Here is a 26,660-nt window from a genome sequence, read left to right as displayed (position 1 = left end):
TCGTAATGCTGCAAAGGACCCGAAACGGAAAAGGCAAGACTATCCTCGTCGCTGGCGGTGCCGGTTTCGTCGGCTCGCATCTCTGTGACGCGCTTCTTGCCCGAGGCGATCGGGTGATCTGCGTCGACAGCTATATCACCGGATCGAAAGACAACATCCGGCCTCTGAAGAACCATCCGCGCTTTCGCCTGATCGAAGAGGATATCTGCGACCTGAGGGACATCGATGAAACCCTGGACCAGATCTACAATCTCGCATGCGCCGCTTCACCACCGCAGTATCAGGCCGATCCGGTTCACACGATGATGACCTGCGTCGCCGGCACGGGAAACCTGCTTTCGCTCGCCGAGCGGCACGGAGCCTCATTCCTGCAAGCCTCGACGAGCGAGGTCTATGGCGACCCGGTCGAACATCCCCAGCGCGAGGATTATCGCGGCAACGTCAACTGCATAGGGCCGCGCGCCTGCTACGACGAAGGCAAACGTGCGGCCGAGACACTCTGCTTCGACATGCTTCGCAGGGACAAGGTCGATGCCCGCGTCGCCCGCATTTTCAACACCTACGGTCCCCGCATGCAGCCGAACGACGGACGCATCATTTCCAACCTCCTGGTGCAGGCGATCGGAGGCAAGCCGCTCACCATCTACGGAACGGGCGAGCAGACCCGTTCGTTCTGCTTCGTGAGCGATCTCGTCGCCGGCCTGATCGCGCTGATGGATGTGGATCCCAATCCGGAAGCGCCCGTCAATCTCGGCAATCCGGGGGAGTTCACGATCAATGAGCTTGCCGAAATGGTTCTCGCCATGGTCCCGACCGCATCGAAGGCCGTCCATAAGCCTTTGCCGCAGGATGATCCGCAGCGCCGGCGGCCGGATATATCGCGTGCCAAGACGCTCCTGAAATGGGAACCGAAAGTGCCTCTTTCGGAGGGATTGCGCCATACGGCGGACTGGTTCACGGCGGCCCTCGGCGATGGCAGGATGCCCCGGCGGCGGTCCCGCGTCCGCCGCCCGATTAGTTCTCCTGAAATATCCGTCGGAGCCTGATGGCATGGATGCACGAAGGAACAGCACGAAAGAGGACTTGAAAGAGAGGATCGCCGAGCTGGGTCCATGGTTCCAGAACATGGACATCGAGGGGATCAAGACCGCTCCTGATCATTTCTTAGGCGACTATCCGACCTTCAAGTGGAAAGGTTTCCGCCATGTCGTGCCGGAAGATCTCGAAGGCCGCAGCGTTCTCGATGTGGGCTGCAATGCCGGCTTCTATTCTTTCGAGATGAAGCGCCGCAATGCCGGGCGGGTGCTCGGCATCGATTCCGATCCGCACTATCTCCGCCAGGCCCGCTTTGTGGCGGAACAGTGCAGGCTGGACGTCGAATTCCAGGAAATGTCGGTCTACGAGGTCGGCCGGTTGAAGGAGAAGTTCGACCTCGTGATCTTCATGGGTGTGCTCTACCATTTGCGCCATCCGCTGCTGGCGCTCGATCTTCTCCGTGATCATGTGGTGGGCGAGCGGATGCTCTTTCAGTGTCTCCAGAGGGGAGAAGAGCGCATTCGCGAGCTGAAGGATGATTATGATTTTTCCGAATGGGATATCTTCGAACGTCCGGGCTATCCCAGGCTCTACTTCGTCGAAGAGCGGTATGCTTCCGATCCGACCAACTGGTTCATCCCCAACAAGGCGGCGGTGGAAGCGATGCTGCGAAGCTCGGGTTTCGTGATCGAGGCCAATCCGGAAAGAGAAGTCTATCTCTGCCGGTGCGGCGAACGGCACTATGCCGCCGAGCCGCCTCCGCATCCCTGAACGGCTCCCGGTCCAGCTGCTTCGCCAAAGCCTGGTTTCATGGTACCGTGGAACCAACGATCGATCTGCCAGTTCACCGGACACCCATCTTGAACGCAGGAGGATCCCATGCCCGAAGGCGAGGAACAGGGCGTCAAGCTCCAGGTTGCCAATACCAGACCTCAGGATGCGGGGCATGGCGTGGCGCGCTTCAGTTCACAGGCTTTGACCGCCCTCAACATCCAGGAAGGGCAGATTATCGAAATCCTGGGCAAGCGGCACACGGCGGCGGTCGCCGTACGCGCCTATCCGGAAGACGAAGGGCTGAACCTCGTGCGGCTCGATGGCCTGCAGCGTGTCAATGCGGGTGTGACGAGCGGCGATTTCGTCGAGATCCGCAAGGCCGATGCGCGGCCGGCCACCCGGATCGTCCTGGCGCCGGCGCAGAAGAATCTGCGCCTTGAGGGTTCCGGAGATGCGCTTCGCCGCACCTTCCTCCATCGGCCGATGGCGGCCGGCGACGTGATTTCCACATCCGTGCATCAGCGCGTTCGTTCCAGCCCCCGGGAAGAGATGCTGCGCGGCGTGCTGGACCTCCCGGCCTACGGCCTGCAGGAGATCAGGCTCGTCGTCGTCTCCACCCAGCCGCGCGGCATCGTGCAGGTCGGAGAAGGAACGGCGATCGAACTGCGCCCGCAATTCGAAGAGCCGAAGGAGGCCCGGCGGGCGGATGTCACCTACGACGATATCGGCGGCCTCGGCTCCTCGGTGGATCAGGTCCGGGAAATGGTGGAACTGCCGCTGCGTCATCCCGAACTCTTCCAGCGGCTGGGGATTGAACCGCCGAAGGGCGTTCTGCTGCACGGCCCGCCCGGCACCGGCAAGACGCTGCTGGCGCGAGCCGTCGCGAACGAGACGGAGGCGAATTTCTTCCATATCGCCGGGCCGGAAATCATGGGCAGCCGTTACGGCGAGTCCGAAGAGCGGCTGAGGCAGGTGTTCCAGGAGGCGTCGCAGAGCGCGCCCGCGATCATCTTCATCGACGAGATCGATTCCATCGCACCGAAGCGGGAGCAGGTCACCGGCGAGGTCGAGCGGAGGATCGTCGCCCAGCTCCTGACGCTCATGGACGGTCTGGAGCCGCGCCAGAACATCGTCGTCATCGGCGCGACCAATAGGCGGGATGCGATCGACGAGGCGTTGCGGCGGCCGGGACGCTTCGACCGGGAAATCATCATCGGCGTGCCGGACCAGGAGGGGCGCCGCGAGATCCTGGCAATCCATACCCGGGGCATGCCGCTTGCCGAGGACGTCAATCTCGACGAGATCGCCCGCACCACCTACGGCTTCGTGGGGGCCGACCTCGGAGCCCTGTCGCGCGAGGCCGCGATGGACTCTCTGCGGCGGCTCCTGCCCGGTCTCAACCTGCGCGAAGGCATTCCGGCGGAAGTCCTTGAGAATCTGAGCGTGAAGCAGGACGATTTCCTGAGCGCGATGAAGCGCATTCAGCCGAGCGCCCTGCGCGAGATCATGATCCAGGTTCCGGATGTCGGCTGGGACGATATCGGCGGATTGGACGAGGCCCAGATGCGCCTTCGCGAAGGGGTGGAGCTTCCGCTCAAGTCGCCGCAGTCGTTCCGCCGGATCGGCATCCGGCCGGCGAAAGGTTTTCTTCTCTTCGGACCGCCGGGCACCGGCAAAACCTTGCTTGCCAAGGCGGTCGCCCGGGAGGCGGAGGCGAATTTCGTCGCCACTAAGTCCTCCGACCTGCTCTCCAAATGGTATGGCGAATCCGAACAGCAGGTTTCCCGGCTGTTCGAACGCGCCCGGCAGGTGGCGCCCACCGTCATATTCATCGACGAGATCGATTCCCTCGCTCCGGCCCGGGGCGGCGGGTTGGGAGAGCCGGCGGTGACGGAGCGCGTCGTCAATACGATCCTTGCGGAAATGGACGGACTGGAGGAGCTTCAGGGCGTGGTGGTGATGGCCGCGACGAACCGGCCGAACCTCCTCGATCCCGCCTTGCTTCGGCCGGGCCGTTTCGACGAACTCGTCTACGTCCCCGTGCCGGATGCAAAGGGGCGGCGGAAGATACTGGCGATCCACACGAAGAACATGCCGCTCGCCGAGGATGTCAATCTCGATCAGCTCGCCGAGCGGACGGAGCGATATACCGGCGCGGACCTGGAGGACCTGACCCGCCGGGCCGGGCTTCTGGCGCTCCGCGAGGCGCTGAACGCCGACACGATAAATTCGGGACATTTCGAGCGTGCCCTGGCCGAGACGAGGCCGTCCGTCACGCCTGAAATGGAGCGTGAATACGAGGAAATGCTTCGCACCCTCAAGCAGCAGGGGCCGAGCCACCAGGCGATCGGTTTCGTGCCGCTCCGGCAGGCCGCGGAGTGACGTTCAATCCTTACCGTTCGGCAGGACCGCGCTGAGGACCTGCCGAACGGTGCCGCGGATGACACCGGCTTCATTGGGGTCGCCCTTGGCCAGCGATGCCGTCATGTTCTTGATCTGCTTGAACGTGAAATGGGGCGGCAGCGGAGGCACTTCCGGGTCTGTCTTCACCTCCAGCACGACAGGACGGTCGGCGGCCAGGGCCTCATCCCATGCGGCGCCGAGATCCTCGGGTTTGTCTACGAACAGCCCCTTGAGACCGACGAGCTCTGCAAAGCGATGATAAGGCACGTCGGGGATGCGCTGGGATGCCTCGAATTTCGGATCACCTTCCATCACCCGCTGTTCCCAGGTCACCTGGTTGAGATCCCCGTTGTTGAAGACGCAGACGACGAAGCGGTTATCGGTCCAATTCTTCCAGTATTTCGCAACCGTGATGAGCTCGGCCATGTTGTTCATCTGCATCGCGCCATCTCCGACAAGACCGATGACCGGCCGGTCCGGGTGCGCGAACTTTGCGGCGATCGCATAAGGAACGGCCGCGCCCATGGATGCAAGCCCTCCCGAGAGCGAAGCCATCATGCCGCGTTGAATCCTGATGTCGCGAGCGTACCAATTGGCGCAGGAGCCGGAATCGCTGGTGAGGATCGCATTGCCGGGCAATCTCGGCGAAAGCTCCCAGGCCACGAGCTGCGGATTGACGGGATCGGCTTTGGCATGCGCTCTCTTCTCCAGCAGCCGCCACCAGTCCGCGACGCTCTTCTCGATATATTTGCGCCACTTATCGCCCTTCTGGTCGAGGAGCGGCAGAAGCGCCTTCAGCGTCTCGGCTGCGTCGCCGACGAGATTGACATCCATCGGATACCGGAGCGAGAGCATGCCGGGCTTGAGATCGATCTGCACGCCCTTGGCCCCTCCTTCCTTCGGCAGGAATTCCGAGTAGGGGAAGCCCGATCCGACCATCAGAAGCGTGTCGCAGTCGCGCATCAAATCCCAGGACGGCTCCGTTCCGAGAAGGCCGATCGAGCCGGTGACCCAGGGCAACTCATCCGGCAGCGCCGCCTTGCCGAGTAGCGCCTTGGCTGCGCCCGCACCAAGCCGGTCGGCGACCGCTATGACTTCGTCCGTCGCCTGGAGCGCCCCGGCTCCGACGAGAATGGCCACACGCTTGCCGGCGTTCAGAATGTCCGCCGCGGCCTGAAGGTCGTCGTGATGCGGTACGACCTTCGGTGCGCGATAGCCGATGCCGGAATGAACCGTGCCATGGACGGGCGGCGGTTCCTCATAGGGCATTTCCTGAAGATCGTTCGGCAGGATAAGCGCGGTGACCGTCCGGTTGGCCAGCGCGATGCGAACCGCGCGGTCGACGAGGTGGCGAACCTGGGCCGGTGTCGCCGCCTGATGGACGAAATCGCCGGCGACATCCTTGAAGAGCGAGGCGAGATCGACTTCCTGCTGGTAGTGTCCGCCGATCGCGGCGCGGGCCTGCTGTCCGACGATCGCGAGCACCGGCTGATGATCCAGGCGGGCGTCGTAAAGCCCGGTGACGAGGTGGGTCGCACCGGGGCCGGAGGTAGCGATGCAGACCCCGAGTTCCCCGGAGAATTTCGCGTAGGCCGAAGCCATGAAGGCCGCCATTTCCTCATGCCGGGCCTGGATGAATTCGATCTGGCCGTCCGCCCGGTTGAGGGCGCCGAAGACGCCGTTGATGCCGTCGCCGGGATAGCCGAACATTCTGCGTACGCCCCAGGCATGCAGGCGGGATATGATGAAATCGCCGACGGTCTTGGACATGCGCGCTCCTAGTGCCAATTTCGCTGAGACGTCCCGAGGCCTGCTGTCTCGAACTGGAGAATCTTGTCGATGGTGATCGGGAAGCTGCGGATGCGCTTGTCGGTCGCGTGGAAGATCGCGTTTGCAACTGCGGCGGCGACCCCGACGATGCCGATTTCGCCAAGCCCCTTGACGCCGATCGGGCTCACCTTTTCGTCTTCTTCTTCCACGAAAATGACATCGATGCTGTCGATGTCGGCATGGGTCGGCACATGGTATTCTGCGAGATTGTGGTTCATGATCCGGCCCGTGCGGTGGTCGATCATGCCTTCCTCGTGCAATGCCATGCCGATCCCCATGACGACACCGCCGAGAATCTGGCTGCGGGCGGTCTTGGGATTGAGGATGCGGCCGGCGCCGACGGCGCTGACGACACGGGTGACGCGCGGAATGGCGAGCTCCTCGTCGACCTTCACCTCCACGAAGACGGCCGAATGGGTGTAGCTGACGAATTTCTTCGCTTGCGCCTCATCGGGCGCGACCTGCGCATGCTCCTCGATCGAGGTGATCTGCCGCGAGCTCATGATGTCGCCGATCGCGATGCCGATCTGGTGGTTCGTCTCGAGCACCAGCCGGCCGTCGGCGATGGAAACCTGATCGGGAGCCGCTTCGGCAAGCGGCGAGTTCGGCATGGTCTGGGCGTATTTCAATAGCGTTTTCCTGACCGCTATCGCGCCGGCGTGAACGGCGGAGCCGGACGATGCAGCGGTCCATGAGCCGCCCTCCACGCCGGTCTTCGGCAGCGTGGAGTCGCCGATCCTCACGGCGACCTTCTCGATAGGAATATCGAAGGCGTCTGCGGCGATCTGGCCGAGGATCGTGTAAGTGCCGGTGCCGATATCGGAGGCGGCCGCAGAGACGATCACTTTCCCGTCCGCAAAGAGGCAGACCTTCGCCTCCGCCGGCATGATCGATGCCTCCCAGACGCCGGTCGCCATGCCCCAACCGATGAGCTCTTTGCCGTCGCGCATGGAACGTGGCTCGAACGAGCGCTTCGGCCAGCCGAAGCGGGCCGCACCTTCGCGATAGCAGACATGCAGCGCCTTGGAGGTGATTTCCTTGTCCCGGTTCTGGTCGCGATGGGCAAAATTGCGAAGCCTGAGTTCGAGCGGATCGATGCCAATCTCATAGGCGAGCTCATCCATTGCCGCTTCGAGAGCCGTCACGCCGGTCGCCGCACCCGGTGCCCGCATGTCGCCGGGAGTCGAAGCATCAAGCTTTGCGAGTTCATAGGAGAGTTTGGCGTTGTCGCACTTGTAGGCGAGGCCGGACCAGTTGACGACGTTCTCCTGGTAGTCCTCATAGCGCGACGTGGCCTGCACGGCACGGTGCATGACCGAAAGAAGCTTGCCGTCCCGATCGGCGGCAAGCGACACCGTCTGTACGGTTGCCGGCCGCCAGGTGAGATAGAACATCTCGCGCCGGCTCATCTCGACCTTCACCGAGCGCTTCAGATCAAGCGCCGCCATGACGGCAAGGAAAAGCTGGTGTTTCGGCCGAAGCCCCGCGCCGAAGGCGCCGCCGACAAAACTGTTCTTCACCGCGACTTTCTGCGGATCGAGGCCGAAGACGTTGCAGACGTAATCGCGCGAGTTCTGCGAGCCTTGCGTCTTGTCGTGGATAGTGAGTTCGCCGTCCTTCCCCCACAGCACCGTAGAGCCGAAGAGCTCCATCGGATTGTGGTGCTCGCCCTCCAGGACATAGTCTGCGGAAATCTTGAAAGGGGCATCCGCAAAGGCCTTTTCCGCGTTTCCTCGCGGCTCCGGCGGCGCGAGCTCCGCTCTGCGCGGTTCCGGCGGCACGTAGCTGTTGATCTCCTCGCGACGCAAGTCCGTATGCGGCTCAACCGCGACGTAGTCGACGCGGATCAGTGCTGCCGCATCGCGGGCGGCCTCGAACGTTTCGGCGACGACGAGAGCGATCGGCTGGCCGTCGAACAGAATGTTGTCGTTTTCCAGTGGGCGGAAGGGATGGCCGGGCACGGCGACCGAATCCTTCCATTTCTTGTCGCTTCCGGCGGACTTCGGGCGGTTCTTGTGGGTATAAACCTTGATCACGCCGGGAAAGCGTTCGGCTTCCGCAGTCCGGATTCCGGCGATGCGACCCGCGGCGACGGTGGCGACCGCCACGAAGCCGTAAAGCATGCCCTGCTCATGATGCTCGGCTGCGTATTTCGCCTGCCCGGTCACCTTCAGTGGCCCGTCGATGCGGGGCAGGGGAATTCCGACGATCTTAGATGCGTTCAACATGTCCTCGGTCCTCCTCACTGCACGGCCTTGACGGTCTGATCCTGCGGGTTGCCGGAAGCGGCCTGCTTCAGCGCCCGGACGATCGTCTTCTCGGCAAGCGGTATCTTGAAGTCGTTGCCGCCCTGGCCTTCAGCGCCTGAGAGCAGGCGTTTGGCGACACGTGCGAACGTGGTTTCGTCTGCGGCTTCGCCGGCGAATTCCGCTTCCGCCAACGTGTCGCGCCAGGGTTTATGGGCAACGCCGCCGAGCGCGACACGCAAATCGATGATCTTGCCATCGGCGATGTCGAGCGCTGCCGCGACGGAGACCAGGGCAAAGGCAAAGGAAAGCCGATCGCGGATCTTCAGGTACGTATAGTGATGCGCGAAATGATTTCCTTCGAGGCGGATGCCGGTCACCATCTCGCCCCGCGCCAGAGCATTGTCCCGCTCGGGATGGTCGCCGGGCAGGCGGTGGAAGTCCGTGAAAGGTATCTCGCGCGTACCCTCCGCGCCCTGGACCTCTACGGTCGCACCAAGAGCCGCCAGCGCCACGCACATGTCCGACGGATGCACGGCGATGCATGTGTCGCTGGCACCGAGGACGGCATGAATGCGGTTGACGCCTCCGATCGCCGAGCATCCGGAGCCCGGATCGCGTTTATTGCAGGGCGTGGAAGGGTCATAGAAATAATAGCAGCGGGTGCGTTGCAGAAGATTGCCGCCAGTCGTGGCGGCGTTCCGGAGCTGCGGCGAGGCGCCGGCCAGAATGGCGCTGGAAAGAAGAGGATAGCGCTCCCTGATCCGCGGATCATAGGCGACCGCCGAATTGCTGACGAGGGCACCAATTCTGAAGCCACCATCATCGAGCTCCTCGATCTCCCTCAAGGGCAGCCGGTTGATGTCGACGATGGCTCCCGGGCGGGCGACGTCGTATTTCATCAGATCGACGAGATTGGTGCCGCCGGCGAGAAGCTGGGCTTCGGGATTTGCCGCGAGCGCGGCCACAGCGTCATGGACGGTTTCGGCTCGGGTATAGGAGAACTGTTTCATTCGGCAGCCTCCCTGAACCCGCGTGCCGCTTCGGCACCCAGGACCTCTTCGATCGCATCGGCGATATTGGTGTAAGCGCCGCAGCGACAGAGATTGCCGCTCATCAACTCGCGGATTTCGGCACGGCTATGGGCATGGCCTTCTCTGACGAGGCCGACGGCGGAACATATCTGGCCGGGCGTGCAGTAGCCGCACTGATAGGCGTCGTGTTCGACGAATGCCTTCTGCATCGGGTGCATGTGGGCCGGCGTGCCGAGCCCCTCGATCGTGGTGATGTCGCAACCGTCGAGCGATACGGCAAGCTTCAGACAGGAATTCACCCGCTCTCCATCAATCAGCACCGTGCAGGCGCCGCATTGGCCATGATCACAACCCTTCTTGGTGCCGGTGAGCTCCATGGAGGTGCGCAACAGGTCGAGGAGAGTGATCCACGGATGGATTTCGAGCGAATGGGTCTCGCCATTGATCGTCAGCGAAATCGCACATGATGGGGGAAGGAGCGAGAGGGTGCCGTGTCCATGGGAGCAGTCTTTCTGAAGTTGGATGCCGGCCTAACGACAGCCCGTCCCGATTGTTCCTCCTCTCATGGAACTCCGGTGCGGGCTTAGCGCTTTCGACTTCATCGGAAACAGAAAGGTGAAGCGGTGAGACACAAACTTCTGGCGAGCGACGCGGGCGAGCGGACCTTCATCCTGGTTCTGGACGAGGGAGACGAGGCCTTTTCAGGCATTTCGACTTTCGCGGAAAAGAACGGCATCACCGCAGCGTCGGTGACGGCGATCGGCGCCTTCAGCCGCGCCACGATCGCCTTCTTCGAGTTCGAGAAGAAGAGCTACAAGAAGCTTCCGGTGCCGGAGCAATCGGAAGTCTTGAGTGCGATCGGCGATATCGCGGTAGACGACGAGGGCAAGGCGAGCCTGCATCTCCACGCGGTGCTCGGCCTTTCCGACGGCAGCACCAAGGGTGGTCATTTCATGGAAGGTCATGTGCGGCCGACGCTTGAGGTCATCGTGCGCGAGACGCCTGCGCATCTCAGGCGCAGGAAGCAGCCGGGCCTCGGAATTGCGTTGATCGACCTGGGAAGCCCGAATTGATGGGTGGCCGGCCATCTTAGTGCATCCCACCTCCGCCTCCGGATTTCAGATCGATATTGCGCAGGATGAGCGCCAGCGGGATTGCGCATGCGGAGATGATCGCAAGGACATGGAAAACGTCGATATAGGCGAGATAGCTTGCCTGCATGCGCACCTGTTCGCCGATGAAGCCTATCGCCTGGTTCTGCGCCTCCGCCATCGTCGAGCCGCGTTCCGCAAAGAAATGCTGCAGGTTTCGTATCGTCTCCACATAAGTGGGATCGGAGGGCACTATATGCTCGACAAGACGGCTCTGGTGCCATTGTTCGCGATCGGCCAGGACATTGGAGGCGATCGAGACGCCGATCGAGCCGCCAGTATTGCGCGCCGCGTTGATGAGCGCGGAAGCCTGGTCTATCTGGTCGGGGCGAAGGCCGTCATAGGAGGCGGCGATGATCGGGATGAAGATCAGCGGCAGACCGAGGCCGAGATAGAGCCGCGACCAGACGAAGAAGCCGAAGTTCAGGTCGGGGTTCACGCGGGTCATGTCGTACATGGAGAAGGCGATGATCCCGGCGCCGATGGCGATCAGGTATTTAGGCTGAATCCTCGACGTGAGCCGGCCTGCGACGAACATCATCACCATGGTCACGAGCCCTCCGGGCGAGAGCGCCAGTCCCGCCCAGGTGGCGGTGTAGCCATAGTTCTCCTGCAGCACCTGCGGCACGAATTGCGTCGTGGCGATCAGGATCGCGCCGATCGCCAGCATGACGACGAAGCAGGAGCCGAATTGGCGGGTCGCGAGCAGCCGTATGTCGACGGCGGGGTTCCTGGCTCTCAGCAGCCAGGGGATCGAGGCGAGCATCGCGACGACGCAGATCGTGGTCGTCACGATGATGAATGTGGAGTCGAACCAGTCTTCCACCTGGCCGCGATCGAGCACCAGTTCCAAGGCGCCGAGGAAGGTCGCGACGAGAAGAAATCCGGTCACGTCGAAGCGGATGCCTTTCCGCCGCATCTCCTCGCGCTTCCTGCGGAGCGTTTCCGGTTCCTGCACCAGGAAATAGACGAGCGCGAAGGCGAAGACGCCGACCGGCCCGTTGATCAGGAAACACCAGTGCCAGGAGAAATTGTCGGAGATGTAGCCGCCGAGCGTCGGGCCGACCACCGGAGCGACGACCACGGCGATGCCGAAGACCGCAAAAGCCTGGCCGCGTTTTTCCGGTGGAAAGGAATCGGTCAGGATCGATTGGGAGACGGGCACCATGCCACCGCCGGCAAAGCCCTGGATCATCCGGAAGATCAGGAGCGAGGGCAGGTTCCAGGCGAGACCGCACAGAACGGACGCGATGGTGAAGAGCGCCAGGCAGACGAGATAGAAGCGCTTGCGGCCATAGCGCTGGGCGATGAAGCTCGAGGCGATCAGCGCCACGGCATTGGAAACGAGGTAGGTCGTGACGACCCAGGAGGCTTCGTCGGAACTGATCGCGAGGCCGCCGGAAATATAGCGCAGCGCCACATTGGCGATCGTGGTGTCCAGCACTTCCATGAAGACAGCCAGCGCCACGACCACCGCCACCAGCCACGGATTGGTGCTCCGGCCGCTGTCGACCGGCTCGGCGCCGCTTGTCGCTCCTGCGGTTGCCACGTCAGCTCCTCGGTCTCACCGTAACCGTCGGCACGACCGACATGCCGGGGCCGATCGCCACGTCCGCCGGCCATTGGTCGACCACGATCTTCACCGGCACGCGCTGGGTCACCTTCACGTAGTTGCCGGTCGCGTTTTCCGCCGGCAGCAGCGAAAACGCAGTGCCCGAACCCGGCTGAACCGAATCGACCCTGCCGTGCAGGACATGGTCCGGATAAGCGTCGATCGTCAGGTCGACCGGCTGGCCGGGCCGCATGTCGGCGAGTTGCGTCTCCTTGAAATTTGCAATCACCCAAACCTCGTCCGGAACGAACATGGCGATCGCCTGGCCGGCTTCGACGAACTGGCCCTTCGAGCCGCTCAGCCTCACGACCCGGCCGGGCTGGGCCGCGGCCAGCGTCGTGTAGCTCAGGTTCTGTTCGGCGCTTTCCCGTTGGGCTTCCGCCAGCTTGAGGCTTGCCGCCGCGCTGTTGCGCTGGGCTTCGGCAGCCGTCTTGTTCTTCATCGCCGACGTGACGCTCGCCTGCGCCTGGTTATAGGCGGCCTGGGCCTGCCTGAGGTTCGATTCCGCCTGCTGCGAAGTCTGCAGGCTGCCGGCCCCGCCCCGGAGGAGTTGCCGTTGGCGGGCCGCCTCGTCTTTGGCGAACTGCAGCGCTGCGAGAGTGGAGGCTTCCTGCGCGCGGGCCTCGTCCACGGCGGCGGTTGCGACCTCGATCTGGGCGGCTGCATTGGCGATCGCCGCGTTTGCCGATTCAACCTGGGCCTCGGCCTGGCTGACGGCGATCTCGTAGTCGCGCGGGGCGATCTTCGCGATCACCGCGCCCGCTGCGACATGCTGGTTGTCGGTGACGGCAACCTCGTCGATATAACCAGAAACCTTGGCTGCCAGAGAGAAGCTGCGGGCGTCGACGAAGGCGTCGTCGGTCGTCTCATAAGGGTGGAAATAGATCGACCAGACGAAATAGGCCGCAACCGCCAGGGCGATCAGGACGATGGCGACAAGGGCGGTCCAGACGGGATGTCGCCGGACCAGTGACCGCTTCTCTTCGTCTTCCTTCTGATCGGATGCCTGAGGTTCCTTTATCCGGTCCTTGTCTTCGGGATCGGCCGGGCGGTTCGCCTCGTCATCGGGAACGGTGCGTTGAACTTGAGCCACGATATGCCTCTGAGGATTGGCTGTGGAAGCATTCGAAACGCCGGAAGCCGGCTTAGGTTCCTGAAGGGAACAGCAACGTTACTGCGGCGCAGCAAGCTTCTGTTCCGCTGGAACCTTCGGCTGCGAACCGTGTTCTGTACCTTCGTGTGGAGGGGTTCGTACGTTGGCACAGATCTTCACGGCGTCCGCTGATACGCGTCTTCGTGCGATCCTGCTGGGGATCCTCATCCTTCTCGTCTGTCTTGCGGCCTTCATCGGCGGTTATGCGGAGTCGAGCTACGGCACGCTGGTCGGCTGGGTGCAGGACCAGCCGGTGCCCTTCAGCCACGAGCATCACGTGGCGGGTCTCGGCATGGACTGCCGCTACTGTCATACGTCCGTGGAGACGAGTGCAAAGGCCGGCCTGCCGGCCACCCATATCTGCATGAGCTGCCATTCGCAGATATGGACAGGCGCCGCAATGCTTGCCCCGGTGCGGCAGAGCCTCGCCGAGAACAAGCCGCTCGAATGGAACCGGGTCGCCCGGCTGCCGGACTATGTCTATTTCAACCATTCCGTCCACGTGACCAAGGGAATTCCCTGCGCGAGCTGTCATGGCCGCGTTGACCAGATGCCGCTGATGTCGCGCGCAAAACCCTTCCAGATGCAGTTCTGCCTCGATTGCCACCGCGATCCGGCCCCGAATCTCAGGCCGCCGGACGAGATGACCCGGATGGACTGGACAGGCTGGGACCGCGATCCCGGCGCGCATAAGGAATATGGCGCGCTGATGGTGAAGACCTACGGCATCGAGCCCGCCAAGCTCACCCAATGCAACATATGTCACCGGTGAGGGATCATGTCGGCCGTTTCCTCCAATGCCATCGAGACGATGCAAGCGAAGCTCAAGGGCAGGAGCGGCCGGCAATTCTGGCGCAGCCTGGAGGAGCTTACGGGGACAGCCGAGTTCCGGAATTTCATGGAAGAGCGCTTCCCGGCCCTGACCGCAAGGGAGATCGACCGGCGCGCGCTCCTGAAGATCATGGGCGCCTCGCTTGCCTTGGCGGGACTTTCCGCATGCAAGGGAGAGGCCGATGAAAAGGCCTATCCCTACGTCAAGATGCCGGAAGGCATGACGCTGGGTGAGGCGCGTTGGTACGCCACCGCGGTCGCTTTCGCGGGTTACGCCCAGCCCGTGCTCGGCAAGACTTTTGAGGGGCGGCCGGTGAAGCTCGAAGGCAATCCGGACCATCCGGCCTGCCGCGGCGCGACGGATGCCTTCACGCAGGCGGCGCTTCTCGGGCTCTATGATCCCGGCCGATCGCAGGCGCCGCGTCATTTCGGCAAGCCCACGAACTGGAATGCCTTCGACGCGGCCATGGCGCAGCAGGCCGGAAGTCTCGACGCGGTGCAGGGCGATGGATTTCGGCTGCTGACCGGCCCCACGAGTTCTCCGACCCTTTTGCGCCAGATCGCCCTGCTGATGGAGCGATGGCCGAAAGCGCGCTGGCATATCTGCGATCCGGTTTCGACCGACGGCAGGAAGGCGGCAACGGAGAAGATATTCGGCCGGCCGATGGAAATGCATGCCGCATTCGACAGGGCCGAGGTGATCGTCAGCTTCGACGACGATTTTCTGGGACCGCGTCCGGCTCAGGCGAGGAATGCCGGGCTTTTTGCCGATCGGCGGCGGATGCGTCAGCAGGGGCAGGGACCATCTCAGTTGATGGTGGCGGAGCCGGTCTTGTCGATTACCGGCTCAAGCGCCGACCAGCGCTTGGCTGCTTCGGTCGATGAGATTTCGGCGTTGATTCAGGCGCTCGGAGCGGAGTTCGGCATCGGCAATCCACCGGAAAGCCTTTCGGTTCGGCATCGGAACTGGTTGAGCCAGGTCATAACCGCGTTGCGCGGCGCCGGTGGACGATCGCTGGTGCTGGCCGGCTCCTACTATTCTCCGGAGCTGCAGGCGCTGGCTCTGCTGATCAACGAGAGGCTCGGCAACCTCGGCAGCACGTTACTCTTTTCCGATCCGATCCTGGCCTCGGCGCCGGACGGGGCGCGATCGCTGCAAGTGCTCGCCGAAGACATGCGGGCGGGCCGTGTGACGGTGCTTGCGGTGCTCGGCACCAATCCGGTCCATGCCGCGCCGGGCGATCTCGATTTTGCGAAGGCGATGGAGAGAGTGGGGCTGCGCATTCATGCCGGTCTTTACGACGACGAGACCGCAGCGCTCTGCCACTGGCATGTGCCGCTGCAGCACGATCTGGAAAGCTGGAGCGACGCCCGTGCCGCGGACGGATCGGTCGTGCTGAGCCAGCCGCTGGTGCGGCCGTTCTTCGACGTGCGCTCGCCGCATGCGGTGCTGGAAAACCTGCTTGGCCGGCAGGCGATCGATCGCGAACTCGTCCAAGCGACGTGGCGGCAAGCATGGGGTGCCGATTTCGACGGTCGCTGGCGCGCCAGCCTCGACAAGGGGTTTGTCGAAGGCAGTGCCTTGCCGCTCTTCGTGCCGCCGATCGTCACTCGCGACTCCGTCCTGCCGAACACGCTTTCGAACGGAATGGTGCTCCACATCCGTCCCGATGCCGGTGTGTGGGACGGGTCCTTGGCCGACAATGCCTGGGTGCAGGAGACGCCGCGGCCGATCAGCAAGATCACATGGGGTAATGTCGTCGGCGTGAATCCGGAATTTGCCAGGAACCGCGGGCTCGTCAATGGCGACGAGGTGAAGGTGTCGGTCGCAGGCCAATCGATTATCGGCGCCGTCTGGACCATGCCGGGACAGGCGTCGGAGACCGTCTCCCTGACGCTCGGCTATGGCCGGTCGCATCGGGATTCGATCGCGGCGGGGCTCGGCTACAATGCCAATATCCTCCGGGGCACACGCGCTCTCTGGCACATCGCCGGCGCCGAAATCGAAAAGACCGGTGAAAGGCAGCTCGTCGCGACGACGCAGGCGCATCAGGCCATGGACGGCTTCGATTTCGTGCGGACGGTGGAAGCCGGCGATATGCAGGTTGTCTCCGCCGAAGAGCCGCCATCCTTCTATCCCGCGCGACCGAGGGATGATCCCTCGTGGGGCATGTCGATCGACCTAGATCTCTGCATCGGCTGCAATGCCTGCGTCACCGCCTGTCAGGCGGAGAATAACATCCCCGTCGTCGGAAAAGAGCTCGTCGCCCAGGGCCGCGAAATGCACTGGCTGCGCATCGACCACTATTTCGAGGGCGAGGCCGACGCGCCGAAATCCTATCACCAGCCGGTGACCTGCATGCATTGCGAACAGGCGCCCTGCGAGATGGGCTGCCCCGTCAACGCCGCGGTTCATTCGATCGATGGGCTGAACCTGCAGGTCTACAACCGCTGCATCGGCACACGCACCTGTTCTTCCTACTGCCCCTACAAGGTGCGGCGTTTCAACTGGTTCGATTTCACCGGCGACGATCCGCCTTCCATTCAGGCGATGCGCAATCCGGATGTCACAGTGCGCAGCCGCGGCGTCATGGAGAAATGCACCTACTGCGTCCAGCGGATCGCTCAAGCCAAAATCGCGGCCGACAAGGAGAGCCGGCCGATCCGCGATGGTGAAATCGTCACGGCCTGCCAGCAGGTTTGCCCAGCCCAGGCGATCACCTTCGGCAATGTCGCCGATCCCAATTCCGCCGTCAGCCGCCGCAAGGCCGAGGCGCGGGATTATGCCCTGCTGGAGGAGGTCAATACCCGCCCGCGCACGACCTATCTGGCGCGGATAGAGGCGGGCGGGACATCCGGGGAGGATGCCGGATGAGCGACATCGTGGCCGACGCGCGCATCACCGACGAGATTACCCGCATTCCGCTGCGCTATCCCCATCCGCGCATCTGGTGGGCTTTCTTCGCCGTTTCGCTTCTTCTGCTGCTCTGCTTTGCAGTCTCCGCCGCGGTGCTCCTCATCTACGGTGTCGGCATGTGGGGCAACAACATCCCCGTCAACTGGGGGCTGGCGATCTCCAACTATATCTGGTTCCTCGGGATCGGCCATGCGGGCACGCTGATCTCGGCCCTGCTCCTGCTGCTCGGCGCCCATTGGCGCGATTCGCTCAACCGTTTCGCCGAGGCGATGACGCTCTTTGCCGTGGTCTGCGCCGGTCTCTATCCGATCCTGCATCTCGGCAGGCCCTGGTATTTCTACTGGATGGCGCCGTATCCGAACACGATGACGATCTCGCCGCAGTTCAAGAGCCCGCTTTCCTGGGATTTCTTCGCGGTGCTGACCTATCTCACGGTTTCGGTGCTGTTCTGGTATATCGGCATCATTCCCGACCTGGCCTCGGTGCGCGACCGGGCGAAGAAGCGCGGCCAGCAGGTCTTCTACGGATTGCTGTCGCTCGGCTGGCGCGGCTCCGCGCGGCATTGGGCCCGCTGGAACCAGGCCTACCGGATGACGGCTGCGATCGCCGTGCCCCTCGTCGTCTCCGTGCATTCCGAGATTTCACTGCTTTTTGCCGCCGGGCCGATCCCCGGCTGGAACTCGACGGTCTTTCCGCCCTATTTCGTGCTGGGTGCCGCCTTTTCGGGCTTTGCAGTCGTGCTGATGATCGCCGTGACACTGCGGCATGCTCTTGGGCTTGCCGACCTCGTGACCGAGCGGCATCTCGATCTTCTCGGCCGCTTCCTGCTCGCGACCGGGCTGATGACCGCCTACGGCTACTGGGCCGAGATCTATGATGCGCTCTATAGCGGTGAGCAGCAGGATTTGGCGACGCTGACGGACCGGCTCGCGGGCACCTATGCCTACAGCTATTGGAGCGCGGTGATCCTCAACTTCCTGCCGCTGCAACTGCTGTGGTTCGCAAGCGTCCGTAAGAAGCCGGTCGCGCTCTTTCTGATCGGGCTCTCGGTGACGGTCGGCATGTGGTACGAACGCTACATGCTGCTGACGACGTCGCTCTATCGCGACTATCTCGTCTCATCCTGGGGCGAATACCATCCGAGCCTATGGGAATGGGGCCTCTATCTCGGCATGCTCGGCGTCTTCTTCACGCCCTTCCTGCTCTTTATCCGCTTCCTGCCGGTCATCTCCGCCTTCGAGGTGAAGGAAGCGCTGCGCGAAACCGGAGACCTCGAACATGCGTGAGCCGGCGCCCGAAACGGAAGTCTTCGGCGTGCTTGCCGAGTTCGAACGGCCGGAGCAACTGGTCGAAGCGGTGAAAGTGACGCGCCGTTCGGGTATCCGGGCCTTCGACGCCTATTCGCCCTATCCGATCGAGGAGATGGCGGAGGCAATCGGCTTTGACGAGAACAAGCTTCCCTGGCTGACCTTTATCGGCGGATGTCTCGGAGCGGTGACAGCTTTCGGCCTGCAGGCCTGGACCAACCATGCCTATCCGATCGAGATCGGCGGCCGGCCCATCATCGCCTGGCAGCCGTTCATGCTGATCACCTTCGAGCTCACAGTGCTGTTCGCAGTGCTCGCGGCCGTATTCGGCATGCTGGTCCTCAACCGGCTGCCGCGGCTTCATCATCCTGTTTTCGACGTGGACGAGTTCCATCTCGCCAGTTCCGACAAGTTCTTCCTGGTCGTCTTCAGCAATGACGAGCGCTTCGACAAGGCCAGGACGCAGCGGTTCCTTGAAGGCCTCTCGCCGGTGCGGGTTGCCGTCGTCGAGCACACGGAGGAGCCGGCATGAGGTTCCCGCTTGCGCTTGTTCCTTTGATCTTGGTGCTGTGCTCCTGCGACGACATGAGCCATCAGCCGCGTTACGACTCCTACGAGAAGAGCCCGCTATTTGCCGACGGCAAGGCGCTGCAGGCCCCGCCGGAGGGAACCGTGGCGCGGGGCGATGCGGCACGCGAGCGGGAGCTTGCCGAAAGGCCGGAGATGAACATGGCTCTCATGGAACGCGGCCGCGAACGGTTCGGCATCTATTGCACGCCCTGCCACGACGAGGCCGGCACGGGGCGGGGGCGTATCCCGGCGCGCGGTTTCCCGGCTCCGCCGAGTTTCCATATCGAACGGCTCCGCAGCGCTCCGAGCCGCTATTTCACCGATGTCATTACTCGGGGACATGGCGTCATGTATTCCTATGCGGATCGGGTCGAACCCCGAGACCGCTGGGCGATCGCCGCTTATGTCCGGGCGTTGCAGTTGTCGCAGAATGCGCCTGTTTCGGCACTTTCCGAAGACGAAAGGCGGAAACTCGAAGGGGGCGGATCATGACCGTCGAGGACCGCAGGATAGCCTCTCTTTCCGGCGTGGTCGGGACTTTGCTCTGCCTCATCGCGCTTGCGATGGCGAGCATGGATGTCCACGCCGCTCTCACCGGCTGGCTCGCGGCTTTCGCGTTCGTCAGTGCGCTGCCGCTCGGAACCCTCTGCCTGGCGCTGACGCTCCGGATCATTCCCGGTCAATGGCGGGAGATGCTCCAGCCCCAGACGGATCGGGTGATGCTCGGTTTGCCGGTGCTGATCGTGCTCGTTCTGCCGATCCTGTCCGGCTTGCCGCATATCTATCCCTGGGCCGGTGGAGGCGCCGAGCTTTCGGGTTTCAAGGCCGCCTATCTGACACCGGCATTTTTTGCCGTAAGAACCGTCGCCATCCTCTGCGGCGCCTCTCTGCTCGTCATCGCGCTGCGGAGGCAGCCGTCCGGCCGGGCGGCGCTTCCGGTCTTCGGCCTCATCGCCTTCGTGCTCCTGCACGGAGTGCTTTCCGTCGATTGGCTGATGTCGCTCGATCCGGAATTCCATTCGTCCGGCTTCGGCCTCTATATCCTCGCCGGCCAGGTGCTGACGGCGTTTTCGGCGCAGGTTGTTTTCCGATTGCTCGGCAAACGGCAGGAGGGACAAGTCAGGGTGCTCGGTCCCTTGCTGCTGACCCTGCTTCTGCTCTGGGCTTACGTCGCCTTCATGCAATATTTCATACTGTGGTCCGGCAATCTGCCGCCGGGGGTTGCGTGGTATCGCCAACGCGGCGAGGGTGGCTGGGCGTTCGTCGAATATCTGATTGCGGCCTCGCGTCTGCTGCCGGCTTTCCTGCTGCTCTTTCCGCCTATCCGAGGAAGCCGGCGCTTCCTAATCGCGCTTTCCTCAATCGTGCTTGTCGGCAGCCTGCTGGAATGCGCCTGGCTGGTCTTGCCGCCTGCGGGGACCGGAATGGGCCTTGCGACAACCTCTTTCGGCTTGGCGCTGATCGGGATGCTGCTGCTCTATCCCTCAGCCATTCTCCTGGGCACGGCAGTGGTCGAGGTAAAAGCAAGGAGGAGCGCATGAGCGAGGCTTCCGATTTCGAGCGGAGAGATGTCTCGGCCCGGCTTGTGGTGCTGGCGCTTGTCGGCCTTTTCCTGCTCGTCAGCGTGTTCTTCGGGATCGTCGCGCTCATCGTTTTCGGCATTGCACCGGAAGAAGCACCGCCACGGTTCGGGGCCGAGAACCTTCGCGCCGGACCACGGCTGGAGGTGAGCCCCGTCGACGACCAGCGAAGGGCCGAAGCGGCAATCCAGGCCAGACTGCAGGGATATGCATGGGTCGATCGCAATGCCGGTCGCGCGAAAATTCCGATCGAGCGGGCGATGGAGATCATCGCAACGCAAGGCTGGCCGGATGAGGAGCGGAAGGAGGGAGGGCCATGAGATATCTTGCGTTGCTATGGTTTCTGCTGCTCCCTTCGGCATCACTCGCCCTAAACCCGTTCGAGGCGACCGGGATCGATCAGAGACCTGGCGTCCAGGTGCCATTCGATCTGCCGTTCACGGACGAGGACGGCCATGCCACGACGTTGGGGCAGCTTTCAAAGGGCAAGCCGATCCTGCTCGCGCCCGTGCTGCACAATTGCCCGAATATCTGCGGCGTGACGCTCTCCGGTCTCATGGAGGCGGTGCGGGTCCAAAGCTTCCGGCCGGGCCGGGATTTCACGATCATTGCCTTCGGCATCGATCCGAAGGAGAGGCGACGGGACGCGGCGAATTCGCTGACGGAACTCCGCAAACGTTTTTCGCAGACCGCCGCTTCCGGCGTCCACGCGCTCACGGGCACGGAAAAGAACATCCGGGCCGTTACCGATGCGCTCGGCTACCGCTATGCCTGGGATCACACGATCCAGCAATATGCCCATCTCGCGGCGGTTGCGGTCCTCACGCCGGAGGGCAGACTGAGCCGCTGGCTCTACGGCCTGGCGCCCGCGGCCAACGATCTCAAGCTGGCGCTGACCGAGGCGGGGCAGGGCCGGACCGGAAGCTGGGGGAACCGGCTTCTGCTGCTCTGCTATCATTATGACCCGGCGACGGGGCGATATTCCTTGATCGTCTGGACGGCGCTGCGGATTGGCGGAAGCGGCACGGCGCTTATCGGAGCCGCTGCCATTGCGGTCGCCCTGCTGCGCGAGCGGCGTCGCGCAAGGGAGGGGCGGACATGAGCGGCCCGCTATCCCTCTGGCCCGATCAGGCCTCCGGCTATAGCGGCGAGATCGACCTGTTCGTCATCGCCTTCACGGTGCTGATCGTGGCGCTTTCGGCGCCGGTCTTCATCGTGATCATCCTCTTCGCTGCGAAGTATCGCCGTGGCAGACCGGCCGACCGGGGACATCCGCAGGACCGCAATGTCTGGCTTGAGGTTTCCTGGTCGATCATTCCGTTCCTCGCGCTGATCGGTTTTTTCGTCTGGTCCACCGACCTCTTCGCCAGGCTCTACCATCCGCCGAGGGATGCGCTCGAGATCGATGTCGTCGCCAGGCAATGGATGTGGAAGTTCCAGCATCCGGATGGTCAGGGCGAGATCAACGAATTGCATGTGCCGGCGGGAGAGCCGGTGAAACTCGTCATGGCCTCGCAGGACGTCATCCACAGCCTCTACATCCCGGCGCTGAGGCTGAAGCAGGACGTGGTGCCTGGCCGCTATGCCACGCTCTGGTTCAATGCCGACAAGCCCGGCACCTACCGGCTTGCCTGCGCGGAATTCTGCGGTACCGACCATTCCGTCATGGTCGGCAGCTTTGTCGTCCAGGCACCGGCCGAATATGCCCGCTGGCTGCAACGGTCGACGGTCGACCGATCCCTGGCGGCTCAGGGCGCCGCACTCTTCCGCGGCCGTGGCTGCAGCGGCTGCCACGGGCCGGCCTCGACCGTGAAGGCGCCGCCGCTCGAAGGGCTGTTCGGCAAGCCCGTGGCTCTCGACGGCGGGACGACGGTCATCGCCGATGAACAATATATCCGCGACAGCATTCTCCTGCCACAGAAGCAGATCGCTTCCGGTTACCCGGCGATCATGCCGACCTTCGAGAATGTGCTATCCGAAGAAGACGTGCTGAAGATCGTCGCTTATATCAAATCGCTGGGACCCGGAGACCTGACGCAATGACGGCGCTGGAAGAGCGGCCGGATCCGGCCGATCGGCAGGATAGGGGACTATCGGAGACCCGAACCGAGCGGCAGAGCTATCTGCGCGCGGGGCACAGTCTCGGGTCCTGGCTCTTCACGCGCGACCACAAGCGGATCGCTATCCTCTATCTCTTCGCCATCACCGCATTCTTCATGATCGGCGGTGCGGCCGCGGCGCTGATGCGTCTCGATCTGCTGACGCCCGCGGGCGATCTCCTGACCAACGAGGGCTATAACCGCGCCTTCACCATCCATGGCGTGATCATGGTCTGGTTCTTCCTCATCCCGTCGATCCCCAACACGTTCGGCAATTTCCTGATCCCGCTGATGATCGGCGCGCGCGATCTCGCCTTTCCGAGGCTCAACCTCCTGAGCTGGTACGTTTTCGTGCTTGCCGGCGCCTTCACGCTCTTCGTGCTGATCGCCGGCGGGGTCGATACGGGCTGGACCTTTTATACGCCCCTCTCGTCGATGTTCTCTCACGGCAATGTCGTGCTGGCTGCCGTCGCGGTCTTCATCGCCGGATTCTCATCCATCCTCACCGGCCTCAATTTCATCGTCACGGTTCACAAGCTGCGCTGCCCGGGCATGACGTGGGGCCGGCTGCCGCTCTTCGTCTGGGCCATTTACGCAACGTCGCTGATCCTCGTGCTGGCGACGCCGGTGCTCTCCATTACGCTTGTGCTGATCGCGGCGGAACGGCTGTTCGGTCTCGGTATCTTCGATCCGAAGCTCGGCGGCGACCCGCTGCTCTACCAGCATCTCTTCTGGTTCTACAGCCACCCGGCGGTCTACATCATGGTCCTGCCGGCGCTTGGCGTCGTGAGCGAGCTCGTTGCCGCGGCAGCCCGCAAACCGGTCTTCGGCTATAAGTTCGTCGCCGGCTCCTCGATCGCCATCGCCGTGATCGGCTTCTTCGTCTGGGGCCATCACATGTTCGTGGCCGGCCAATCCATGTATGCGAGCGCCGTCTTTTCCTTTCTGAGCCTCGCGGTCGCGGTGCCCTCCGGCATCAAGGTCTATAACTGGGCGGCGACGCTCTATAAGGGGCATATCTCGCTCGATCCGCCATTCCTCTACGGCATGACCTTCATCGGCCTTTTCGTCGTGGGCGGTCTGACGGGACTGATGCTTGCGATGCTGGCCGTCGACGTGCATGTCCACGACACCTATTTCGTGGTGGCGCATTTCCATTACATCATGGTCGGGGGCACGGTTTCGGCCTTCTTCGGGGCGCTGCATTACTGGTGGCCGAAGATCGTCGGCCGCGTCTATCCGCTCGTCTGGGGAAGGCTGGCGGCGATCTTCATCTTCCTCGGCTTCAATCTCACCTTCTTCCCGCAGTTTCTGCTCGGCTATCTCGGCATGCCGCGGCGCTACCATGTCTATGCGCCGGAATTCCAGGTGCTGCATGTGCTGTCGTCCGCCGGTGCCAGTCTCCTCGGTCTCGCCTATCTCATGCCGCTCGTCTATCTCACCTGGTCGATGCGCTACGGCGCACCGGCCGGCGACAATCCCTGGGGTGCGACGGGGCTCGAATGGACGACACCCTCGCCGCCGCCAAAGCATAACTTCGATGAAATTCCGCAGGTCGACGGGCCGCCTTACGATTACCCGATCGAGATGGAGGGCGAGGATGGCTGAGACGAGGCCCGTCGCCGAGCCCTACCGGGATGCCCGCCAGCAACGCGATGCGGCTATATTGGGCATGTACATCTTTCTCGCCAGCGAGGTCATGCTGTTCGGCGGTCTCTTTGCCGTCGCAGCGGTGATGCGGCTCCTGCATCCTGCGGAGGTGATGGAAGCTTCGAAGGCGTTGCATGTCTGGATCGGTGCGATCAGCACGGCGGTATTGCTGACCTCGAGCCTTTTCGTGGCGCTCGCGGTGGAGGGCGCGAAGCGCGGCCGCCGGCGCGGCGTTTCTGCGTGGTTTTTCGCCGCGGCCTTGCTCGGTTCCGCCTTCCTCGGGGTCAAGGCCTACGAATACTCTCTGGAATATGCCGAGGGCCTGTTGCCGGGTCTCGGCGCTCCGCTGAAGGTCTCGACGCCGGTCCAGCAGGCTTTCATGGACCTCTATTTCGTCGCGACCGGTCTGCATGCCCTCCATCTCCTGATCGGCATCATATTACTTCTGGTGATCGCGATCCGCGCAGCTTCCGGCGGGCTGCCGCTGCCTGAGCGTGCGATCGTTGTGATAACGGCGGGGCTCTATTGGCATCTGGTCGATGTGATCTGGGTCTTCCTCTATCCCGTCCTTTATCTGGCGCGGTGACGGCATGCAGAAAACCGCTTCATTCGTCTTCGTCTGGTTCGCGCTCGTGCTGCTGTTGGCCGCGACGGTGACGGCGAGCTTCATATGGAGAGGGGCTGCCGGCCTTGCCGTCAGCCTCGGCATCGCCTTCGCCAAGGCCGGCCTGATCTACTGGCACTACATGCATTTGAGCGAAGAAGAAGGATTGCAGCGGATCGCCGCGCTCGGCGCCGGCGCCTGGCTGCTCATCCTCTTCGCCTTTGTCTGCGCCGATTATCTTACCCGCTGAGCGCACGTACCGAGCGCCTTATGCCGCTTTGCTATATCTGAAAGCAAATCAGAGAAACTAGTAATATCTCCCCCCGGTGATACCGTGAAGATGCGACGGGCGAGATAGCCATTGTCGCATTGGGAGAGCTTCAGGCCCAGGAAATCGTAGGCGGATGCGGCGGGGCGCGGCGTCGGTGCATGAGCGCCGATCGCCATGCTCGGCGCGTGGAGGATTTGATGACATCATCGCGGAGTTGGAGAGTAAGTTTGGCGGGCGAATGCATGGTGTGCCGTCCGTTCAACATGCATGAGGAGCCCGAGTTCCTGCGGGTCTGGGAGTTGCTGAAGGACGCCGACGTCACCTACGGCCATCTGGAAATGAACTTTGCCGAATATGACGAGCTCAAGTGGCCCGCGCGGGGACAGGGTATCGGCAGCTTCATGATGGCCGATCCGGAGATCGCCAAGGATCTCAAATGGGCCGGCTTCGACATCATGTCGACGGCTCACAACCACAGCTTCGACTTCGGCCCCGAGGGGCTTTTCGCTACCAAGAAGCACATGAAGGCGGCCGGCATCGTCACCGCCGGCACGGGCGCCGACCTGGAACTTGCGAGCGAGCCCGGCTATGTCGACAAGAGGAACGGCCGCGTCGCGCTCGTCTCGACGAGTTCCGGCAATCAGCATTTCATGTGGGCGGGTCAGCCTAAAGGTGCATTGCGCGGCCGTCCCGGCGTCAATCCCCAGCGGCTCACCTTCGAATTCATGGTCGACGAGCAGACGGCCAGGAACCTCAAGGATTTCGGGCAGAAGCTCAATGTGCTGAAAAAGCCGAAGCACGGGCGCGAGGGTTCGTTCGGTATCCAGTTGCCGGGCGCGCAGCAATGGGGCGATCCGGACTCCTTCTTCGTCGGCGATCATTTCGAAATCATCAGCCGCTGCCACAAGCGCGATCTGGAGCGCAATCTTCGCTCTGTCGAAGAGGCGCACGCCATGGCCGACCTGGTGATCGTGGCGCATCATTTCAGCGTCTCGGACGGGCCGCGGGGCGACACGCCCCCGGGGTTCGTGAAGGAATTCGCCCATGCGGTCATCGACGGCGGCGCCGACATCTATGTCGGGCATGGATGGCACCGCACGCTCGGCATCGAAATCTACAAGGGCAAGCCGATCATCTACGGTATCGGCAATTTCTTCGCCCAGTCGGAATTCATCCAGCGCGTACCCTACGACAGCTACGACGCCTGGGGTCACGACGTGGATCGCCTGCAGATGTTGACGCCCGCAGCTCATCCGCTTCATCCGGGTCTCGACACACCGTCGGATACCTGGTGGAGCTCGGCGGTCGTCCAGCTCGAGATGGAGGATCGCAAGCTGAAGCGCATCCGCCTGCATCCCATCGAAATGGGCCGCGAATCCACGCCTGCGGCCGGCCAGACCCGCCGGACGGGCAATGGCGAGCATCCTTTCACCGAGGGGCGTCCTATGCTGGCAAAGGGGGAAGACGCCTTCCGCATCCTCGATCGCTACCGCCGCCTGTCCGAGCCGTTCGGAACCAGGGTGGTCATCGAGAACGGTGTCGGGATCGTCGACCTCTAGTAAGAGGGCGTGAACGGGTGGCGGAGGAGGATGC

23 protein-coding genes are annotated in these 26,660 nt (G+C 63.0%); 17 read left to right on the top strand and 6 right to left on the bottom strand.

The genetic code is table 11. The features are described 5' to 3' along the window. Window positions 1-5: 5 nt before the first annotated feature. From ACMGE0_RS04790 to ACMGE0_RS04780, 3 genes are all read left to right on the top strand, one after another. Window positions 6-1,046 carry a UDP-glucuronic acid decarboxylase family protein gene (locus ACMGE0_RS04790; RefSeq protein WP_436814728.1) on the top strand — a complete coding sequence of 347 codons (1,041 nt, stop codon included), beginning with the start codon at window positions 6-8 and terminating at the stop codon, window positions 1,044-1,046. Window positions 1,047-1,050: 4 nt separating this feature from the next. Further along, the gene (locus tag ACMGE0_RS04785; protein WP_436814727.1) at window positions 1,051-1,806 is read left to right on the top strand and encodes a TIGR04290 family methyltransferase; all 756 of its coding nucleotides are present in this window, start codon (window positions 1,051-1,053) and stop codon (window positions 1,804-1,806) included. Between the two features lie 108 nt (window positions 1,807-1,914). Next, window positions 1,915-4,191, top strand: coding sequence for a CDC48 family AAA ATPase (locus tag ACMGE0_RS04780; RefSeq protein ID WP_436814726.1), 2,277 nt, complete (start codon window positions 1,915-1,917; stop codon window positions 4,189-4,191). Between the two features lie 3 nt (window positions 4,192-4,194). Here ACMGE0_RS04780 and ACMGE0_RS04775 read toward each other — a convergent pair whose 3' ends face one another. The 4 genes from ACMGE0_RS04775 to ACMGE0_RS04760 are packed head-to-tail and all read right to left on the bottom strand — an operon-like array spanning window position 4,195 to window position 9,780. Next, the gene (locus ACMGE0_RS04775; RefSeq protein WP_436814725.1) at window positions 4,195-5,982 is read right to left on the bottom strand and encodes a thiamine pyrophosphate-requiring protein; all 1,788 of its coding nucleotides are present in this window, start codon (window positions 5,980-5,982) and stop codon (window positions 4,195-4,197) included. An 8-nt stretch (window positions 5,983-5,990) separates the two neighbouring features. Continuing rightward, on the bottom strand, window positions 5,991-8,270 hold the full coding sequence (locus ACMGE0_RS04770) for a xanthine dehydrogenase family protein molybdopterin-binding subunit (protein ID WP_436814724.1): 2,280 nt from the start codon (window positions 8,268-8,270) through the stop codon (window positions 5,991-5,993). 14 nt (window positions 8,271-8,284) lie between these two features. Next, window positions 8,285-9,301, bottom strand: coding sequence for an FAD binding domain-containing protein (locus ACMGE0_RS04765; RefSeq protein WP_436814723.1), 1,017 nt, complete (start codon window positions 9,299-9,301; stop codon window positions 8,285-8,287). Further along, a complete protein-coding gene (locus tag ACMGE0_RS04760) occupies window positions 9,298-9,780 on the bottom strand; it encodes a (2Fe-2S)-binding protein (RefSeq protein WP_436815058.1) in 483 nt (160 codons plus the stop codon). Before ACMGE0_RS04760 ends, ACMGE0_RS04765 begins: the two co-directional genes overlap by 4 nt. A gap of 165 nt (window positions 9,781-9,945) precedes the next feature. On the opposite strand from ACMGE0_RS04760, the gene ACMGE0_RS04755 reads away from it, so the two are divergent. Next, complete coding sequence (locus tag ACMGE0_RS04755; protein WP_436814722.1) at window positions 9,946-10,395, top strand: PPC domain-containing DNA-binding protein; 450 nt, start codon at window positions 9,946-9,948, stop codon at window positions 10,393-10,395. Between the two features lie 16 nt (window positions 10,396-10,411). Here the strand turns inward: ACMGE0_RS04755 and ACMGE0_RS04750 are convergent, their stop codons facing one another. Then, complete coding sequence (locus tag ACMGE0_RS04750; RefSeq protein WP_436814721.1) at window positions 10,412-12,022, bottom strand: DHA2 family efflux MFS transporter permease subunit; 1,611 nt, start codon at window positions 12,020-12,022, stop codon at window positions 10,412-10,414. A 1-nt stretch (window position 12,023) separates the two neighbouring features. Then, complete coding sequence (locus tag ACMGE0_RS04745; RefSeq protein ID WP_436815057.1) at window positions 12,024-13,181, bottom strand: HlyD family secretion protein; 1,158 nt, start codon at window positions 13,179-13,181, stop codon at window positions 12,024-12,026. A 160-nt stretch (window positions 13,182-13,341) separates the two neighbouring features. Here ACMGE0_RS04745 and ACMGE0_RS04740 point away from each other — a divergent pair, with 160 nt between their 5' ends. From ACMGE0_RS04740 to ACMGE0_RS04680, 13 genes are all read left to right on the top strand, one after another. Further along, on the top strand, window positions 13,342-14,010 hold the full coding sequence (locus ACMGE0_RS04740) for a cytochrome c3 family protein (RefSeq protein WP_436814720.1): 669 nt from the start codon (window positions 13,342-13,344) through the stop codon (window positions 14,008-14,010). A 6-nt stretch (window positions 14,011-14,016) separates the two neighbouring features. Next, window positions 14,017-16,944 (top strand): TAT-variant-translocated molybdopterin oxidoreductase, encoded by a 2,928-nt coding sequence (locus ACMGE0_RS04735; protein WP_436814719.1) that lies wholly within the window; start codon window positions 14,017-14,019, stop codon window positions 16,942-16,944. Then, window positions 16,941-18,272 carry an NrfD/PsrC family molybdoenzyme membrane anchor subunit gene (gene nrfD / locus ACMGE0_RS04730; protein ID WP_436814718.1) on the top strand — a complete coding sequence of 444 codons (1,332 nt, stop codon included), beginning with the start codon at window positions 16,941-16,943 and terminating at the stop codon, window positions 18,270-18,272. The genes ACMGE0_RS04735 and nrfD overlap by 4 nt, the downstream gene beginning before the upstream one ends. Next, complete coding sequence (locus ACMGE0_RS04725) at window positions 18,265-18,825, top strand: DUF3341 domain-containing protein (RefSeq protein WP_436814717.1); 561 nt, start codon at window positions 18,265-18,267, stop codon at window positions 18,823-18,825. Before nrfD ends, ACMGE0_RS04725 begins: the two co-directional genes overlap by 8 nt. Then, on the top strand, window positions 18,822-19,355 hold the full coding sequence (locus tag ACMGE0_RS04720; RefSeq protein ID WP_436814716.1) for a c-type cytochrome: 534 nt from the start codon (window positions 18,822-18,824) through the stop codon (window positions 19,353-19,355). Before ACMGE0_RS04725 ends, ACMGE0_RS04720 begins: the two co-directional genes overlap by 4 nt. After that, window positions 19,352-20,404 carry a hypothetical protein gene (locus ACMGE0_RS04715; RefSeq protein WP_436814715.1) on the top strand — a complete coding sequence of 351 codons (1,053 nt, stop codon included), beginning with the start codon at window positions 19,352-19,354 and terminating at the stop codon, window positions 20,402-20,404. The genes ACMGE0_RS04720 and ACMGE0_RS04715 overlap by 4 nt, the downstream gene beginning before the upstream one ends. Next, window positions 20,401-20,763 (top strand): hypothetical protein, encoded by a 363-nt coding sequence (locus ACMGE0_RS04710; RefSeq protein WP_436814714.1) that lies wholly within the window; start codon window positions 20,401-20,403, stop codon window positions 20,761-20,763. Before ACMGE0_RS04715 ends, ACMGE0_RS04710 begins: the two co-directional genes overlap by 4 nt. Then, window positions 20,760-21,545, top strand: coding sequence for an SCO family protein (locus tag ACMGE0_RS04705; protein WP_436814713.1), 786 nt, complete (start codon window positions 20,760-20,762; stop codon window positions 21,543-21,545). The genes ACMGE0_RS04710 and ACMGE0_RS04705 overlap by 4 nt, the downstream gene beginning before the upstream one ends. Further along, on the top strand, window positions 21,542-22,486 hold the full coding sequence (coxB, locus tag ACMGE0_RS04700; protein WP_436814712.1) for a cytochrome c oxidase subunit II: 945 nt from the start codon (window positions 21,542-21,544) through the stop codon (window positions 22,484-22,486). Before ACMGE0_RS04705 ends, coxB begins: the two co-directional genes overlap by 4 nt. Beyond that, window positions 22,483-24,150, top strand: coding sequence for a cytochrome c oxidase subunit I (locus ACMGE0_RS04695; protein ID WP_436814711.1), 1,668 nt, complete (start codon window positions 22,483-22,485; stop codon window positions 24,148-24,150). Before coxB ends, ACMGE0_RS04695 begins: the two co-directional genes overlap by 4 nt. Further along, window positions 24,143-24,778, top strand: a complete 636-nt coding sequence (locus tag ACMGE0_RS04690) for a cytochrome c oxidase subunit 3 (protein ID WP_436814710.1) — start codon at window positions 24,143-24,145, stop codon at window positions 24,776-24,778. The genes ACMGE0_RS04695 and ACMGE0_RS04690 overlap by 8 nt, the downstream gene beginning before the upstream one ends. Before the next feature lie 4 nt (window positions 24,779-24,782). Continuing rightward, window positions 24,783-25,046, top strand: coding sequence for a cytochrome C oxidase subunit IV family protein (locus tag ACMGE0_RS04685; protein ID WP_436814709.1), 264 nt, complete (start codon window positions 24,783-24,785; stop codon window positions 25,044-25,046). 179 nt (window positions 25,047-25,225) lie between these two features. After that, window positions 25,226-26,626: a CapA family protein gene (locus ACMGE0_RS04680; protein WP_436814708.1), complete on the top strand. Its 1,401-nt coding sequence runs from the start codon at window positions 25,226-25,228 to the stop codon at window positions 26,624-26,626. The last annotated feature ends 34 nt before the right edge of the window (window positions 26,627-26,660 follow it).

Origin of the sequence: Neorhizobium descurainiae, from assembly GCF_051400715.1 — a bacterium.
In the GTDB taxonomy this organism is placed as follows: Bacteria; Pseudomonadota; Alphaproteobacteria; order Rhizobiales; family Rhizobiaceae; genus Neorhizobium.
This window is presented reverse-complemented; position numbering and strand designations above follow the sequence as displayed.